The sequence below is a fragment of the Pseudidiomarina salinarum genome, assembly GCF_000753715.1.
Lineage (GTDB): Bacteria > Pseudomonadota > Gammaproteobacteria > Enterobacterales > Alteromonadaceae > Pseudidiomarina > Pseudidiomarina salinarum.
In genome coordinates this window covers 1036920-1052730 of record NZ_JPER01000001.1, presented here as the reverse complement: position 1 = coordinate 1052730, position 15811 = coordinate 1036920, and the positions used below count along the sequence as shown (strand labels likewise).

The window sequence follows — 15811 nt, the reverse complement described above, 5'->3', positions numbered from 1 at the left end:
TTATTGTTGTTGTCGTAGCTGCCGCAAGCGACGTCCGTCGCGCACCATTTTCACCAGGTAAATAACCGCAACCAGGGCCATCAGGCCGCGGATCAGCTGGTTAATCCATTCGGGCGAAAGCATCAGTGTGGTCTCGCTGCCGAAAATTATGAATTCCGACAGGCTTGCCAGATAGCCGAAAACCACAACGTAAATGGCACTCATCAATAAATTGATACTGAGCAGACGGGCGGTCCAGTAGGGCTTGCGCAACAGCCAGAGTTGTTTGGCAATGGCTACGGCTACCAGCGCCGTCAGCGCAATGCGCCAGTCCGCCAGGCCAGGTGCGATCATCATCGTCGCGTTGTAGGAACTCAGTACTTCAGGCCCCCAGACGTTGTACCAGAGCAACAGCAGGATAAAAATACCTTCGGCAATATCACTGACAATATCGGACAGACGAATACGCTGCCATGGTCGGCCTGCCTCTGGCAGGCTATGAGGATCCCATTTATCTTCTGGTTGCGGCCGGGTATTGATGGCCCAGAAAATGAGGGTTACCACGGCAAAGCCAAACAGACCCAGGTCAATAAAGCGAAATATAAACTGACTGATAAATTGGCTGAAATGAAAGCTCTCGCTGGCAATCACTGAAAAGTAGCTTTTTATTAGCGTGAGACCAAAAGCGACGGCGATCACATATCGTAGCACCAGCATATATTTAGGCATCTGCTCCGGCTTTACCGGTTGCGGGCGCGGCGCATAGCGCTGGGCGACTTGCTCCGGAGAGCCGAATCGTTGCAGCAGCCCGGCAATCTCGTGCTCAGTCGGCTGGCCGTCGGACAGGGCGTCAACTTCGTTTTCCAGATGTTCCCGCAGGTCATCGGCAACACTCTGTTGTTGTGCCGCTGGCGCATACTGCTGCACAGCGAAGATATATCGGTCAATGAGATTCATGTGACGTCTCCATTAAAGCCTCGAGGGTAGTATTTAGTTGTTGCCACTCGGTGACGAGAAGTTGCAGGACGGTTCGGCCTTCGTCAGAAAGCTGGTAATACCGGCGCTTGCGCTGCTCAGCCTGCTGCCATTCGCTCTCCAGCAGGCCTTGTTCGGCCAGCCGGCGAATGAGCGGGTAGAGCGTACCTTCATCAATGTCCAGGCCAGCTTCGTTAAGTTGTTTACGAAGCGAATAGCCATAGTGCGGTTTTTGCAGAGACTGCAGTACCGCCAGCACCAGAATTCCCCGTCGCAGTTCCAGCTTGATCTTGTCGAACTTATCGTTAGCCATGAGCCACCTGTTGAAAGTCGTATTATTGGTACTGTGTGCTACACAGTACCAATAATACTATGTGCCACATAGTATGCAAGTCAAGGTTATTTTTTAACCAGAACCTTTTTATTGATTTGGGTAAGGCCTCAGCTAGTATTAACAGCAGATAGTTGAGAGGACGGAGGTTCAGATGAGAAAGGCAATTACATTGATGCTGACGGCAGGTTTAGCCGTTGCCGGCACCGCCGTACAGGCGACACCTGAGGATAGCAGCCAGGCACCGGGGTATTACCGGATGCCGCTTGGCGATTTTATGATTACGGCGCTTTCTGACGGCACCGTGGATCTTCCGATGCACAATCTGTTGCATCTGGATGCGGCGGAAGTGCATCAGCGGCTGGCGAAAGATTACCTTGAGAGCCCGCTGGAAACGTCGCTTAACGGCTTTCTGATCGACACCGGCGACAAACAGGTGCTGGTCGATACAGGGGCCGGTAGTATGTTTGGCCCGACCCTGGGCAAGTTACCGCAGCATCTGCAAGCGGCGGGTTACCAGACTAATGATATCGATGTGATCCTGATCACGCATATGCACCCTGATCATGTCGGTGGGCTGGTGCGGGATGGCGAGCGGCTTTACCCGAATGCCAAAGTTTATGTGCACAGGGATGATGCGAATTACTGGTTAGATGAAGCACACCTGAATGCCGCACCGGAAGGCCAGAAGGACTTCTTTCGTGGTGCCATGGCCGCACTGCAGCCGTATCAGGAAAGTGGCCAGCTGAGCTCCTTTACTGGCGTGACTGAGATTTTGCCGGGCTTTGTGGCGCATCCCACCGTTGGTCATACGCCGGGGCATAGCGGCTACCACGTGAGTAGCGCGGAGCAGACCATGGTGTTCTGGGGCGATGTGATTCATGTCGCGGCCATTCAGTTTGCTGATCCCGAGGTAACTATAGATTTTGATACCGATAGCGCGGTAGCCAAAACGGTTCGCCAGGGGGTGTTCAGTTCAGTTGCCAAAGAGGGATACTGGGCCGCCGGTGCGCACTTATCCTTCCCCGGTATAGGTCACTTAGCTACGCGAGATAAAGGCTATCGCTGGATACCGGCGAACTATACTACGCAGTTTAAATAAGGCAACTTAAGTAAGCATCCCGCGGTTTCAGAAGTTATTCAGAATAAAGCTGTCGGTTACTGGTTAACCGACAGCTTTAATTGGTTTACAATCATTTAAACAAGCGTTTGAACATACGCAACTGAACGTCCTCATCAGGAAGGTACATAATGGATTTTACACCGAGCCCCAGAACGCTGGATTACCGGAAAAGACTCATCGCTTTCATGCGGGAACACATTGAGCCAGCCGAAGCCAACTATCAGAAAGAAAACCGGCGTCTTAACCCCGATGGCAACTGGCGTGAGTGGCAGGTTCCGCCGATGGTCAGTGAACTGAAAGCGAAAGCTAAGGCCGCCGGCCTGTGGAATTTATTCTTACCCGACGACAAGCTTGGCGCGGGCCTGACCACCCTTGAATATGCGCCACTGGCAGAAGTGATGGGGCATAGCCTGTTGGCGCCCGAAGTATTTAACTGTAATGCACCGGATACCGGCAATATGGAAGTGCTCTACCATTTTGGTACCAAGGCGCAGCAGGACCAATGGCTAAAGCCGCTGCTAAAGGGTGAGATCCGCTCGGTATTTTGCATGACAGAACCTGATGTTGCCTCATCCGATGCGACCAATATGCAAGCCAGTATTGTTGCTGACGGTGACGAAGTGGTGATTCGCGGCCGCAAATGGTGGTCGACCGGATTAGGACACCCCGACGCACGCTTTGCCATCGTTATGGGCCTGACTGATGCCGGTGCGGCCAAGCATCAGCGGCATAGCATGGTGCTGGTGCCCCTGGATGCAGAAGGCGTCATCATTGAACGGATGTTACCGGCGTTCGGCGAATACGATGCGCCTTATGGTCACGGTGAAGTCATATTTGACAATGTGCGGGTGCCAAAAGCCAATCTGATTGGCGGGCTTGGCGATGGCTTTAAGATCGCGCAGGGGCGTTTAGGCCCTGGCCGTATCCATCACTGTATGCGGGCACTGGGCGCGGCTGAGAAAGCCTTACAGCTGTTCATGCAGCGGGGCCAGGATCGGGTCGCGTTTGGTAGACCTTTGTTGCAGCTAGGCGGCAATATGGAACGGGTGGCCGATATGCGGATTGCTATCGACCAGGCGCGTCTGTTGACCTTTTTTGCTGCCTGGAAGATTGATCAGGTCGGCGCGATGAAAGCCCTGACCGAAATCTCAGCGATTAAAGTCGCGGCGCCTAATGTTCTGCAGAAAGTTGTGGATGAAACCATTCAGCTCTATGGCGGTGCTGGTATGAGCCACGATGTGCCGTTAACAGCTCTCTACGCCATGGCACGGGCCTTGCGCATCGCTGATGGCCCCGACGCCGTACACCGCGCCACCATCGCCAAAGTTGAGCTGGCCAAATACCGGGATCACCCAAATGTGCGGGATCCTCGATGAGTACAGTGACCAGACTGGAAGATAAGGCCGGTGAAGTTCGGGAAGGCGAGCAGTTGCCTGAGCGGCAACTGAGTAGCTGGTTGCGTGAACAGTTGCCTTATCTGGAAGGCAGTATGAAGGTGACTCAGTATGCCGGAGGGGCCTCCAACTGGACCTATCGTCTTGAGTTTGACAACGCAGACTTGATATTGCGACGGCCACCAGCCGGCACTAAGGCAAAGTCAGCCCACGACATGGGTCGTGAATTCAGGCTACAGCAGGCGCTCAAGCCGGTTTACCCCTATGTGCCACAGATGCATCTTTATACTGACGATGAAAGCATCATCGGCGCTGAGTTTTACATTATGGATCGGGTGGCCGGGATCATTCCGCGCAAAAACATGCCTCGCGCGTTAGAACTCAGTGAAGGCCAAACCCGCGAACTGTGCCGGAATGCGCTGGATTGTCTGATTGAATTGCATCAGGTTGATATTGAGGCGGCTGGCCTTACCGGGCTGGCAAAAGGCGAGGGTTATACGCAGCGGCAGGTGACGGGCTGGAGCGAGCGCTACGGTAAGGCGAAAACCTGGAATGTTCCTTCTGGTAACGGCATTATCAGCTGGCTGAAGGATAATATGCCCGCGCATGAAACCATCTGCATGACTCATAACGATTTTCGTTTTGATAACCTGGTACTGGCCCCGGAAGAACCGACCCGGATTATTGGGGTACTGGACTGGGAACTGGCCACTCTCGGTAATCCGCTGATGGATTTGGGCAATAGCCTGGCGTATTGGATTCAGGCCGACGATGATCGCATCGCCCAGTCGACGCGCCGGCAGCCGACCCACCTCAAAGGCATGTTTACGCGGGCCGAGGTTATCGATTATTACTGCGAGAAAATGCAGGTTGATGTTACTGACTTTAAATTCTACGAAGTATTCGGGCTGTTTCGTCTGAGCGTTATCGCCCAGCAGATTTATTATCGCTACTATCATAAACAGACCCGTAATCCAGCCTTCAAACATTTCTGGTTTTTGGTGAATTACCTGCACTGGCGGGCCCGGAAACTTATTAAACAGGACCACAGCTAATGCCCGATAAGATCCGCAAGACAATACTAATAACTGGCGCAAGCTCCGGCCTGGGCGAGGGCATGGCCCGGCAGTTTGCTGCTAAAGGGCGTAATCTTGCGCTTTGTGCCCGCCGCACTGACCGTCTGGATAAACTGAAAGAGGAACTGGAGTCGACCTATCCGGACTGTAAAGTGAGTGTGCGGGCTCTGGATGTGAATGATCATGCCCGGGTGTTCGAGGTTTTTAAGGAATTTAAAGCAGAGTTTGGCCTGCTTGACCGGATTATCGTGAATGCGGGTATGGGTAAGGGCGCGTCGCTGGGCACTGGTTATTTTCATGCGAACGTGCAGACGGCACAGACCAACTTTGTCGCGGCGCTGGCCCAATGTGAAGCCGCGCTGGAGATTTTCCGCGAACAGAATGACGGCCATCTGGTCACCATCAGTTCCATCAGTGCCTTACGGGGCATGCCCCGCGCCATGACGGTTTATGCCGCCACCAAAGCCGGGTTGCTGTCACTGACTGAAGGGATCCGGGCGGATTTGATTCGCTCCGGACTGCCGATAAAGACCAGCGCAATTTTGCCCGGCTTCATTCGCTCCGAAATTAATGAGAAAGTGAAGAACACGCCCTTTATGGTGGATACGGAAACCGGTTGTAAAGCGCTGGTTAAAGCCATCGAGAAAGAGCCGGTACAAGCTTATGTTCCCGGCTGGCCATGGGCCTTGATTGGTTTTCTGATGAAGCGGTTACCGTTAAAAATGGTTATGAAACTGGGCTAAGGCCCCGGCATAGGGCAATTATCCTGGCGTTCCGTGTTTATCGACAAGGTTTCCGGGCGGCCCTGTGGGTCGTAGTAAATCACTGAGCTTTGGGCGACATTCAGGTCGCCACGGCTCTGGCTATGGAACACCTCAAGCGATTTATCCTCACGCCAGCCAAGGCTCATGCAGGCTGCCGAAGATTCGTTACTGGCAGCGGTAAGCACGCGCTGCCACGCCAATGTGTAAGGCTCATACAACCAGACTTCATAGCCCTGCCAGTTACCTTCTTTGCCGCGCTGGCACTGATACAAATGGGCTTCAACGGCGCTGTCCGCGCTGATTAAAATCTGTAGCGACTGACATTCGGCGGTGGTCGGTGGGTCAGGCTCGTAAACGGTCCATTTATAAATCAAAACTGAGGTAAAGAGTACGGCCAGCGTGATGCCAGCGGCAATGAACCAAAGGCCCACCCGGCGGCTGAATTCCCGTAAGCTATGTAACAGGCTCATGTCGGTATCTCCGGCGCCATTAAGCGCTCGCCCTGGTAGCCTTTCACTTCGCCAAAACGGGAATGACCGGCATTCCATTCCTGTTGCGCCTGTTCCAGCCGCTCAGTCTGGCTGCTGACAAAGTTCCACCACATCCGCACCGGCTGCTCAAAGGCCTCGCCCCCAAGTAATATAGCGGTGGTATCAGCGCCCATTTCGAGTTCAAGATGGCTGCGGTTACTGCCAAGGTTGATTAAGGTATGTTCGCGCACCGTCTGGTTCTGGGTATCAATGCGCCCCTGGCAGACATAAATCGCATATTCAAATTCGGTTTCCAGGTTAAGGCTTATCGCGGTTGACAGAGGGCTCTGCAGGATCATGCCAATGCCGGGATGAAAACTTACCGCGGGGGATTCATATACCGACTTATTGCCGGTGTAGCGGCCGGTAATCAAGGTTGCCAGGCAATTTCCTATACTGAGCTGCGGAAGCTGCTGATAATGATCGAAACGTGGCTTGGTTTGCTCATGCTTTGGTGGCAAGGCAAGCCAGAGCTGTAACCCATGTAAGGGATCCCGAGGGTGGTTATCGGCGATTTCAGCATGGCTAATGCCGTTACCGGCGGTCATCAGATTCAGTTCACCGCGGCGCAAGGATTGCTCGTAACCCAGACTGTCTTTATGGGATAGCTGACCTGAAAACAGCCAGGTAATCGTCTGTAACCCAATATGGGGGTGAGGGGGCACATCAAACTGGCGGTAATCCGCTGGTGCCACCGGGCCGAAATGGTCAAGGAAGCACCAGGGGCCGATCATCTTTAATTGCCGCTGGGGTATCACCCTTTGTATTTTAAGTTGCGGTGTCAGCTGGCGGGGCGATGATGAAAACAACGTAGCGTCCCGCTGCAGGTAGTCCGACTCACAAGTCTGCAACTCATTATCTTGTCTGGTTCGGGTCATTCGCCGGGGTCTCCGCTGGTAAAAACCAATGCAACTGAGTATGCCACCGCTTAATATAATAGTCGAATAAGCACCGCAGAGACTTTTCTAAAGTGTGCGGATTGGGTATGGTAACTTTAAGCTACCAAGGAGGTTACGATGTTGATTGCTTCGTTAGTCATAATTATCGGTTTTGTCGCCATATTAAGCGGTGCCTGGGAGCAAAACATGGTAACCATTTTCATCGGTGTGCTATTGATGATTGCCGGTTGGGTTAGTTTTTATCTGAGCTGGCGCAAAGCCTCCAAAGAAGGACGTATAAACAAAAATGAACAGTAGCATTATCAAACGTATCGCCGCTTTAGCCGTTATTATTTTTGGCCTGTTGCTTGGGGTTCTGACCCCCGCGGGTGGAAGCTCGACCGCCTGGAAATTTTTTGGTCTGGCGCTGATTATTTTCGGCGTTATCTGGCTGTTCAACCAGAGCCGTCCGCCACGCCGTATTAAAGGCGAAGCTGAACCCTATAAGGCGCCCGAACTTAAGTGGTATCAGTCGGCTATTTTGTGGGTGCCGGTAATTATCGTCGTACTATTCTTATTATCATTATTATACTGAACACCTAAACAGCGAAGGAATATTGCGCATGTCGTTAACCAAACGTCTGGTAATTCTGGCTGGCCTGGTCGGGCTATTGTTTTATAATGCGACAGAAGCGCAACTCTGGGCCGCTATAGTGGACTACCAGTTAAGCTGGTATAAGTTAGGCGTACCGCTGGCCTGGGGGCTTATCCTGGGGGCTCTGGTGAGCTTAGTCGGGTTACGCTCGTTCCAGCGCTGGCTGGAGCCGATTACCTTTGTTGCTGTATCTCTGTTGACGCTGGGTTTAACCGGCAGTGCGGCCGTTTTTGCTGCCCATCAGATCGGCGGCTTAATGTTACCGCCAATGCAACTGGCGGCGACGGGCTTAGGTATTTATCTGTTTGGCTACAGCTACGCGCGATTTAACGCCGCCAGCAATGCAAAAAAAACCACCAAAGATGAAGATTAGGTTGTAAAACATGCTGCTCAACTGTGACATGGGCGAACGTTGCGAGGCGTGGCCGGTAGGCGATGATGCGGCGGTGATGCCGCACATCGATATGGCGAGTATTGCCTGCGGTTTTCACGCCGGTGAGCCAGCCACCATGCAACACACCATCCGTTTAGCTAAAGACCAGAAAGTACGAATAGGCGCGCACCCGGGCTACCCGGATATCGCCAACTTCGGGCGGCGCTCAATGCAGTTTAGTGCCGGAGATCTGCGCGCTATTCTGCTGTATCAGATAGGTGCGCTGGATGCGTTGTGCCGGGCAAACGATGTCACCCTGAGCTACGTTAAACCCCATGGCGCCCTGTACAATGATAAACAACAGCAACGTGAGCTGTTTGAAACCGTTGTCGCTACTATTGCCGATATGAACCGCGAGCGCCCGCAACCGTTGCAACTGGTTACGCTGGCCAAGCTTGATAACCGCTGGCAGGAAGACATTGCAGCGGATTTTCAGGTGCAGCTATTGCACGAAGTATTTGCGGACCGTCGCTATGACGCGGACGGCAGTTTGCGTTCACGACAATATGCCGATGCCGTATTAACAAAGCGCGAAGATATTCTGCGGCAGGCGATTAACTTTGCCCGTGGCGCAGCCATTACGGCCAGCGATGGTAGTCAGCTGAAACTGACCGCCGACACACTCTGTGTGCATGGGGATAACCCTGAATCTGTTGCCACAATTGCGGCTATCCGTGCTGCCCTCAAATGACCACCGGTATGAACCTGCCTGACGAAACAGCAAAAGTACGCGTTGTTAGCGCCGCCGTTGACGCGGTTATGGTCGAGTTCGCCGCTGTGATCAGTCCCCGGGTGAACCGTCAGGTGCACGCCCTGGCTAACTGGCTTGAGCAACAGCATAGCGAGGTTATCCTTGAGCTGGTGCCGGCTTATCGCACACTCATGGTTTACTACAATATTGCCCTGGCCAGTGAGGCTGCGGTTCGTCAGATTATTGAAAAGGGTATTGAGCAGCTTACCGCCGATACCGGCCAGTCTGCTGACAAGCGTTCAGTGATTCCGGTCGAGGTTTGCTATGACCCGCAGGTGGCTTTAGATATGGACGCGGTGACTGAACTGACCGGTTGCAGCATCGAGGACATCATCCGGCTGCACACGGAGCCGGAATACCTGGTTTATGCGCTGGGCTTCGCGCCCGGGTTCGCCTATATGGGTGATGTACCGGAACGTTTACGTATACCCCGGCTGGATACCCCGCGCCAGAAGGTTCCCGCCCGCAGCGTGGCGATAGCGAACCAGCAAACCGCTATCTATCCGCGGCAATCACCGGGCGGCTGGCGCATTATCGGGCGGGTAAGAGAGCTGCCACAGTTGCAGCCGGGCGATCAGGTTAAGTTTGTATCCATATCCCTCGCTGAGTTTAACCGGGGGCAATCGTGACTGATATCCTACAAATTCAGCAGCCCGGTTTGCTGGCAACACTGCAGGATTTTGGCCGTTATGGTTACCTGGCGCAGGGTATAACCACCGGCGGTCCGGTCGATGAACATGCCTTTTTATGGGCAAACCGGTTACTTGGAAACCATTACAACGCAGCGCAGATAGAAATTACAGTGGGCGGTTTTTCGGCGCTTATGAAGGCGCGCACGCAGTTGGTTATCACAGGTGCCTGGGTTGAAATACGCTTAAACGGCAAAGCGCAGCCTAATTGGCAGGTACTTGCTGTCAATGCCGGTGATCGACTCGAAGTTAACCCGGCCAAGCAAGGCTTACGGGCTTATCTTGCGGTAACCGGGGGATTCAAAGCCCCTTTGGTAAAAGGCAGCGTGGCAACGGTGCAACGCGATGGCCTGGGTGGTTTGCAGGGCACCGGTAAGCCACTGGCTGCTGGTGATACGGTGGCGGGTATCGCGTTGAAAGGGGATCAGGAATTTTTACCGCGCCGGCCACAGAGTCGTTTTATCACCATGCCGGGCAAGAGCAGTTTGCAACTTGAGGTGGTGGCAGTGGCTCAGGCTGACCAGTTCAGCGCCGCTGCGCGCGAGCAATTCAGCCGCCAGCATTTTGAGATGACCACCGCTCAGGATCGCATGGGAGCACGGCTGAAAGCCGCGAAACCCATTAGCTGGGAGGGCCCTCAGCTTATTTCTGAGCCGTTACCGGTTGGTGCCATCCAGATCCCGCCTGATGGTCAGCCTATCATAATGCTCAATGACCGGCAGACGCTTGGCGGTTATCCCAAGATCGGCGTACTCAGCTGGCGTTCGCGTTCGTTATTGGCGCAGGCAGTTGCTGGTACACAACTGCAATTTAAATGGATGGACCTGCTTGATGCGCAGCGTCAGCAACGCAGCGCCTACTGCTTTTTTAACGTACTCACCAGCCGTTAACAGCCCTTGCCAGCCGGGGCGGAAACTGCGATCATAACCGCCATTTTTCAGGTGAAACACCGGAGACCTTGCACCCATGGCAGCAGAAGCGCCCCGTAGTAATTTTATCCGCCAACTCATAGATAAAGATCTGGCCAGCGGTAAGCATGATCAAGTGCATACGCGATTTCCGCCAGAGCCCAATGGCTATTTGCATATCGGCCACGCTAAATCGATCGTGCTCAACTTTGGCATAGCCCAGGACTACCAGGGAACCTGCAATCTGCGCTTTGATGACACCAACCCGCTGAAGGAAAAAGTTGATTATATCAACTCGATTCAGGAAGACGTGCGCTGGATGGGCTATGAGTGGGAAGGTAAGCCGCGCTATTCATCTGACTACTTTGACAAGCTCTACGGCTTCGCGGTGGAGTTAATCGAAAAAGGCCTGGCCTACGTCGATTTCTCGACCCAGGAACAGATGCGCGAAATGCGTGGCACGCTCAAAGAGCCGGGCGTGAACAGCCCCTATCGCGATACGCCGGTGGCTGAAAACCTCAAACACTTTGAAGATATGCGCAACGGCAAATACCAGGAAGGCGAGGCTAGCCTGCGGGCAAAAATCGATATGGCATCGTCGTTCATGGTGCTGCGTGATCCGGTTATTTACCGGGTGCGTTTTGCCCATCATCACCAGACCGGTGATAAGTGGTGCGTGTACCCGATGTATGACTTCACGCACTGTATCTCGGATGCGCTCGAAGGTATCACCCATTCGCTTTGTACCCTGGAATTCCAGGATAACCGTCGCTTATATGACTGGGTGCTGGAAAATATTTCCGTTGATTGCCATCCGCAACAGATCGAATTCTCGCGCCTGAATCTGCAATACACGGTGATGAGTAAGCGTAAGCTGAATGAGCTGGTGGAAGAAGGGCGGGTGAGCGGCTGGGACGACCCCCGGATGCCGACTATCGCCGGATTACGCCGGCGTGGCTATACCCCGAATTCTATTCGTGAGTTCTGCCATCGCATTGGCGTCACGAAAATGGATAACCAGGTTGAGATGAGTATGCTCGAATCCTGTATCCGTGATGAGCTGAACGTTAACGCCCCGCGCGCGCTGGCAGTGATTAATCCGGTTAAACTGGTGATCGAAAACTACCCGGATAACAGCACTGAAGAGTTACAGGCGCCGAACCATCCTAACGATGAATCCATGGGCACCCGGACGCTTCCTTTTGGCCGTGAGATTTATATCGAAGCGGAAGATTTCCGTGAAGAAGCCAATAAGAAATTTAAACGGCTGGTGCTGGGGAAAGAAGTTCGTCTGCGCAATGCTTATGTGATCAAGGCAGAGCGGGTTGAGAAAGACGATGCGGGGCTGGTACGTACCATTTACTGTACTTATGACCCGGACACGTTAGGCCAGGATCCGGCCGATGGCCGCAAAGTTAAAGGCGTCATTCACTGGGTTGCTGCCAGCCATGCGGTGCCGGCCGAGTTCCGGTTATATGATCGTTTATTCCAGGTGCCTAATCCGGCGGCTGAGCAGGACTTTTTCAGTACCCTGAATCCGTCATCACTACTGGTGCATCAGGGCTATGTTGAACTGAGTCTGCAGTCGGCAAAGCCGGAGCAGGCCTATCAGTTTGAGCGGATTGGTTACTTCTGTGCGGATAGCAAAGATAGCGCTGCGGATAAGCTGGTATTTAATCAGACGGTAGGATTACGCGATACCTGGACTGACGAGGCCTGATAGCCTCGTCATCCGGTTTTATCAGCGGTTGCGGCCCGAGCCCTGGCTACGGCCGCCATCGCGTCCACGCTGGGTGCTGTCGCGCCCGCGTCCACCGCCACCGCCACCGCCACGATTTTGCTGTTGCTTAGCTGGTGCCGGCCGGCCACGAACCAGATCGACAGGAATAAAACCTTCGGCTTCAAGCCGTTCGATTTTCTGATCGATCAGCTTTTCAATTCCCCGTAGCTGTTTGACTTCTTCCGGGCTGACCAGCGATAACGCATGGCCACTGGCTCCGGCACGGGCCGTGCGGCCAATCCGGTGCACATAATCTTCTGATACGTTAGGCAGGTCGTAATTAACTACCAGCGGTAACAAATCAATATCGATGCCACGTGCAGCTATATCTGTCGCGACCAGCACATTAACGCGGCCCTTTTTAAAATCATCCAGCGCTTTGGTACGCGCGCCCTGACTTTTATTGCCGTGAATAGCCGCCGCCAGGAAGCTGTTTGCTTCCAGTTGCCGTACCAGCCGGTTTGCCCCGTGCTTGGTGCGGGTGAATACCAGGGCCTGCGGGGTACCGCGGGCGCGCAACAACTGGCATAACAAGGCCGTTTTTTGCGACTGCTCAACGCCATATAGCGACTGCTCTACGCGTTCAGCAGTGGTGTTTGGCGGGGCAACTGAAACTTCAACCGGGTTATTTACCAGGCCTTTGGCTAATGCCCGGATCTCATCCGAGAAGGTAGCGGAAAACAGTAAGTTCTGGCGCTTGGGCGGCAGCAGCTTAAGGATGCGCTTAATATCATGGATAAAGCCCATGTCCAGCATCCGGTCAGCTTCGTCAAGAACCAGAATTTCCAGATCGTTAAACTTCACAGCCTTTTGCTGATACAGATCTAATAAGCGGCCTGGTGTGGCAATCAGAATATCGACGCCTTTGCGCAGTTTCATCATCTGTGGATTGATACCTACGCCGCCAAATACCACTGCTGAAGATAGCTTGCTGTCGCGACCGTAAGTGGCCACGCTTTCAGCGACCTGTGCCGCCAGCTCGCGGGTGGGCGTGAGGATCAGTGCGCGCACATGATTGGAACTGGCGCGCTCGCCACCTTTGAGTAACTCAAGCATGGGCAACGTGAAGCCCGCAGTTTTACCGGTACCGGTCTGGGCTGCAGCCATTACGTCGCGGCCAGCCATAACGGCGGGTATTGCTTGCTGTTGAATCGGGGTGGGGGTGCTGTAGCCTTGTTCTGCAAGTACAGCTAGTACGGGCTTTGATAAACCTAAATCGTTAAAACTCATGTATTGGGGATGTCTCTTGTTTGTGCGGATAAGGCAGCACAGGCAAGGAAAAGCCTATACTGCGAAAAAGTGGTAATTGTCGGGTAAGCATACAGGAGTTCTGTAAGCGGAGCAAAAAGCCTTACTCTTGTTCGGCCTGGTTATGCTCGCAATGATCGGCTTTCTGGCACTCACCATAGAGATATAAGCTATGGTTTGTTAGCTTAATTTCGTTCGCTTCTGCTATCTGAACCTGGCGGTCTTCGATAACATTATCTTCAAATTCAAACACATGACCACAGGTCAGGCAGACCAGGTGATCATGATGCTCTTTATTGCTCAGCTCGAACACCGAGCGGCCGCCTTCAAAGTGATGACGGCTGACGATGCCAGCGTCATCAAACTGGTTCAGCACGCGATAAACGGTTGCCAGACCAATTTCTTCGTTTTTTTCCAGCAGGATCTTATACACATCTTCAGCGCTGACATGTTGATTGGCAGGATTTTTAAGAATCTCCAGAATCTTGATTCGCGGAGAAGTTACTTTCAGGCCTGCTTTTTTTAGTTGTAGCTCGTCTTTGCTGCTCATTATTCTGTCGCCGGTTTTTTTAATAAATTAGTCGGTTTACCGCGCCATTATAGACACATCACTGAAAGCTTTGGAATGCTTTATTAACTCAGCTGATCCAGCGCCAGTTCATCGCGCAGTTGTGCGCACCAGCCCTGTACCCGCTCTTTGGTCAGTTCGGGCTGACGATCTTCGTCAATACCCAGGCCGACAAAGTGATTGTCGTCCACTAACGCTCGTGATGCGTCAAAATCGTAGCCTTCGGTAGGCCAGTGACCCACAATAATGCCGCCGCGCGCTTCGACGATGTCGCGGACTGTGCCCATAGCATCAAGGAAGTATTCAGAATAGTCTTCCTGGTCGCCGCAGCCAAAAATCGCAATCAGCTTATTGTTGAAATCAATTTCTTCGAGGTCAGGGAAAAAGTCGTCCCAGTCGCACTGCGCTTCGCCGTAATACCAGGTTGGAATACCGAACATCAGTAAATCATAGGATGCGATGTCTTCTTTGCTCGATTTGGCAATGTCATAGACATCGATAAGCTGCTTACCCAGTTCTTTCTGGATCATTTGTGCAACAGCTTCTGTGTTGCCGGTGTCACTGCCAAAGAAAATACCAACACTTGCCATAACGTCGTTACTACCTGCCTGATGAAAGTTTAAAGACCTGGTTCCAGGAATGCCTGAATAATGCCCTTAGCAATAAATCCTGCACAACCAAGAAATAATACCAGCCATACAAACCAACGGCCGAATTTTGGGACATTGCCACTTTTTAACACATCATGAATCGCTAAGCCGATCAGGATGAAAAGAATCGCTATGGCGAAATTCATGCCCAGCGTTTCGATTAATTCAAAATGTTCTGACAGCATTACGGACCTCTGTAATTAAGCGCGGAGTATAACACGGGCACCGCTTAGGTGCGAGAATGTTGCTCCAGAAAGCTTCGGGCTGTGCGGTTAAAAATGCGCGGCTTTTCAGCATGTAGCCAATGTCCGGCACCTTCGATAACCTTGAGATCCACATCACTGAACCGTTCACGGATAGCGTCTTCGTATTCTGCTGTTAAATAATCCGATTCGCCGCCTTTTATAAACAATACGGGCCCGTCATAAGAGCCTTCGCGGACAGCGTCTGAGAGTTCGCCGTAACAGGCATCCAGTACCGGCAGGTTCAGCCGCCATTCATAGCTGTTGTCTTCGCGCCGCTCCAGGTTCTTCAGTAAAAACTGTCGCACGTTATGTCCGTCGATATGCTGCGCGAGCAGTTGGTCGGCATCTTTGCGGCTACTTACTTTGCTCAAATCGAGCGCTTCGAGGGCATCAAGAATGTCCCGGTGCCGGGTGTCGTAAGCCACAGGGGCGATATCGGCGACCACCAGACTGATAACCCGATCGGGATTGGTGAGGGCAAATTCCATTGCCAGCTTGCCGCCCATCGAGTGGCCGACCATGTGTACCTGCTCAAGCTCAAGGTGATCGAGTACACGCGTGACATCATCAGCCATAGCTGAATAGTTCATCGTATCGGCGTGAAATGAGTCGCCATGATTGCGGATATCCACCATGATAACCTGGAAATCTTCCTGCAAGTCGCGGCCCAGACCTTTAAGGTTGTCTAAATCGCCAAACAGGCCATGCAGTAACAACACCGGTTCACCCGAACCTGTTGTTTCATAATTCAGAAGCTGTGCTTTGCTCATACTGATTTCCTGTACCCGTGAGTGTGCTTGGGTATAATAGCTGAAATGGGCTAAGCCATAAACC

20 protein-coding genes are annotated in these 15811 nt (G+C 52.8%); 11 read left to right on the top strand and 9 right to left on the bottom strand.

Translation table 11 applies throughout. The annotated features are described in order from the left end of the window. Positions 1-936 carry a hypothetical protein gene (locus tag IDSA_RS05070; protein WP_034774733.1) on the bottom strand — a complete coding sequence of 312 codons (936 nt, stop codon included), beginning with the start codon at positions 934-936 and terminating at the stop codon, positions 1-3. Beyond that, positions 923-1267 (bottom strand): PadR family transcriptional regulator, encoded by a 345-nt coding sequence (locus IDSA_RS05065; protein WP_034774732.1) that lies wholly within the window; start codon positions 1265-1267, stop codon positions 923-925. Before IDSA_RS05065 ends, IDSA_RS05070 begins: the two co-directional genes overlap by 14 nt. A gap of 172 nt (positions 1268-1439) precedes the next feature. Here IDSA_RS05065 and IDSA_RS05060 point away from each other — a divergent pair, with 172 nt between their 5' ends. The 4 genes from IDSA_RS05060 to IDSA_RS05045 all read left to right on the top strand — a co-directional run bounded on the left by IDSA_RS05060 (position 1440) and on the right by IDSA_RS05045 (position 5621). Beyond that, a complete protein-coding gene (locus IDSA_RS05060) occupies positions 1440-2387 on the top strand; it encodes an MBL fold metallo-hydrolase (RefSeq protein WP_051986073.1) in 948 nt (315 codons plus the stop codon). Positions 2388-2536: 149 nt separating this feature from the next. Beyond that, positions 2537-3784, top strand: coding sequence for an acyl-CoA dehydrogenase family protein (locus IDSA_RS05055; protein WP_034774728.1), 1248 nt, complete (start codon positions 2537-2539; stop codon positions 3782-3784). Further along, complete coding sequence (locus tag IDSA_RS05050; protein WP_034774727.1) at positions 3781-4857, top strand: phosphotransferase family protein; 1077 nt, start codon at positions 3781-3783, stop codon at positions 4855-4857. Before IDSA_RS05055 ends, IDSA_RS05050 begins: the two co-directional genes overlap by 4 nt. Beyond that, positions 4857-5621, top strand: coding sequence for an SDR family oxidoreductase (locus IDSA_RS05045; RefSeq protein ID WP_034774725.1), 765 nt, complete (start codon positions 4857-4859; stop codon positions 5619-5621). Before IDSA_RS05050 ends, IDSA_RS05045 begins: the two co-directional genes overlap by 1 nt. Here the strand turns inward: IDSA_RS05045 and IDSA_RS05040 are convergent. Together IDSA_RS05040 and IDSA_RS05035 are read right to left on the bottom strand one after the other, a co-directional pair. Further along, positions 5618-6112 carry a hypothetical protein gene (locus tag IDSA_RS05040; protein WP_034774723.1) on the bottom strand — a complete coding sequence of 165 codons (495 nt, stop codon included), beginning with the start codon at positions 6110-6112 and terminating at the stop codon, positions 5618-5620. The genes IDSA_RS05045 and IDSA_RS05040 overlap by 4 nt on opposite strands. Continuing rightward, a complete protein-coding gene (locus IDSA_RS05035) occupies positions 6109-7050 on the bottom strand; it encodes a pirin family protein (protein ID WP_084694040.1) in 942 nt (313 codons plus the stop codon). The genes IDSA_RS05040 and IDSA_RS05035 overlap by 4 nt, the downstream gene beginning before the upstream one ends. Positions 7051-7188: 138 nt before the next feature. On the opposite strand from IDSA_RS05035, the gene IDSA_RS05030 reads away from it, so the two are divergent. From IDSA_RS05030 to glnS, 7 genes are all read left to right on the top strand, one after another. After that, the gene (locus IDSA_RS05030) at positions 7189-7368 is read left to right on the top strand and encodes a hypothetical protein (RefSeq protein WP_034774722.1); all 180 of its coding nucleotides are present in this window, start codon (positions 7189-7191) and stop codon (positions 7366-7368) included. Continuing rightward, the gene (locus IDSA_RS05025) at positions 7358-7645 is read left to right on the top strand and encodes a hypothetical protein (RefSeq protein ID WP_051986071.1); all 288 of its coding nucleotides are present in this window, start codon (positions 7358-7360) and stop codon (positions 7643-7645) included. The genes IDSA_RS05030 and IDSA_RS05025 overlap by 11 nt, the downstream gene beginning before the upstream one ends. 28 nt (positions 7646-7673) lie before the next feature. Then, positions 7674-8078: a hypothetical protein gene (locus tag IDSA_RS05020; protein ID WP_034774720.1), complete on the top strand. Its 405-nt coding sequence runs from the start codon at positions 7674-7676 to the stop codon at positions 8076-8078. Positions 8079-8088: 10 nt separating this feature from the next. Beyond that, a complete protein-coding gene (locus tag IDSA_RS05015) occupies positions 8089-8829 on the top strand; it encodes a 5-oxoprolinase subunit PxpA (protein ID WP_034774718.1) in 741 nt (246 codons plus the stop codon). Then, positions 8826-9518 carry a 5-oxoprolinase subunit PxpB gene (gene pxpB / locus IDSA_RS05010; RefSeq protein WP_051986070.1) on the top strand — a complete coding sequence of 231 codons (693 nt, stop codon included), beginning with the start codon at positions 8826-8828 and terminating at the stop codon, positions 9516-9518. Before IDSA_RS05015 ends, pxpB begins: the two co-directional genes overlap by 4 nt. Further along, positions 9515-10468 (top strand): 5-oxoprolinase subunit C family protein, encoded by a 954-nt coding sequence (locus IDSA_RS05005; RefSeq protein WP_051986069.1) that lies wholly within the window; start codon positions 9515-9517, stop codon positions 10466-10468. Before pxpB ends, IDSA_RS05005 begins: the two co-directional genes overlap by 4 nt. Positions 10469-10544: 76 nt before the next feature. Then, positions 10545-12206, top strand: coding sequence for a glutamine--tRNA ligase (glnS, locus tag IDSA_RS05000; protein ID WP_034774716.1), 1662 nt, complete (start codon positions 10545-10547; stop codon positions 12204-12206). Between the two features lie 21 nt (positions 12207-12227). On the opposite strand, the gene IDSA_RS04995 is transcribed toward glnS, so the two are convergent. From IDSA_RS04995 to IDSA_RS04975, 5 genes are all read right to left on the bottom strand, one after another. Then, positions 12228-13496: a DEAD/DEAH box helicase gene (locus IDSA_RS04995; RefSeq protein WP_034774714.1), complete on the bottom strand. Its 1269-nt coding sequence runs from the start codon at positions 13494-13496 to the stop codon at positions 12228-12230. A gap of 121 nt (positions 13497-13617) precedes the next feature. Then, the gene (fur, locus tag IDSA_RS04990; protein ID WP_034774713.1) at positions 13618-14064 is read right to left on the bottom strand and encodes a ferric iron uptake transcriptional regulator; all 447 of its coding nucleotides are present in this window, start codon (positions 14062-14064) and stop codon (positions 13618-13620) included. Positions 14065-14147: 83 nt separating this feature from the next. Continuing rightward, positions 14148-14672 carry a flavodoxin FldA gene (gene fldA, locus IDSA_RS04985; protein ID WP_034774712.1) on the bottom strand — a complete coding sequence of 175 codons (525 nt, stop codon included), beginning with the start codon at positions 14670-14672 and terminating at the stop codon, positions 14148-14150. Positions 14673-14701: 29 nt separating this feature from the next. Continuing rightward, entirely contained in the window at positions 14702-14917 is a 216-nt protein-coding gene (locus tag IDSA_RS04980) for a DUF2788 domain-containing protein (RefSeq protein WP_034774710.1), read from the bottom strand. A 44-nt stretch (positions 14918-14961) separates the two neighbouring features. Then, positions 14962-15747 (bottom strand): alpha/beta fold hydrolase, encoded by a 786-nt coding sequence (locus IDSA_RS04975; protein ID WP_034774709.1) that lies wholly within the window; start codon positions 15745-15747, stop codon positions 14962-14964. Positions 15748-15811: the final 64 nt, after the last annotated feature.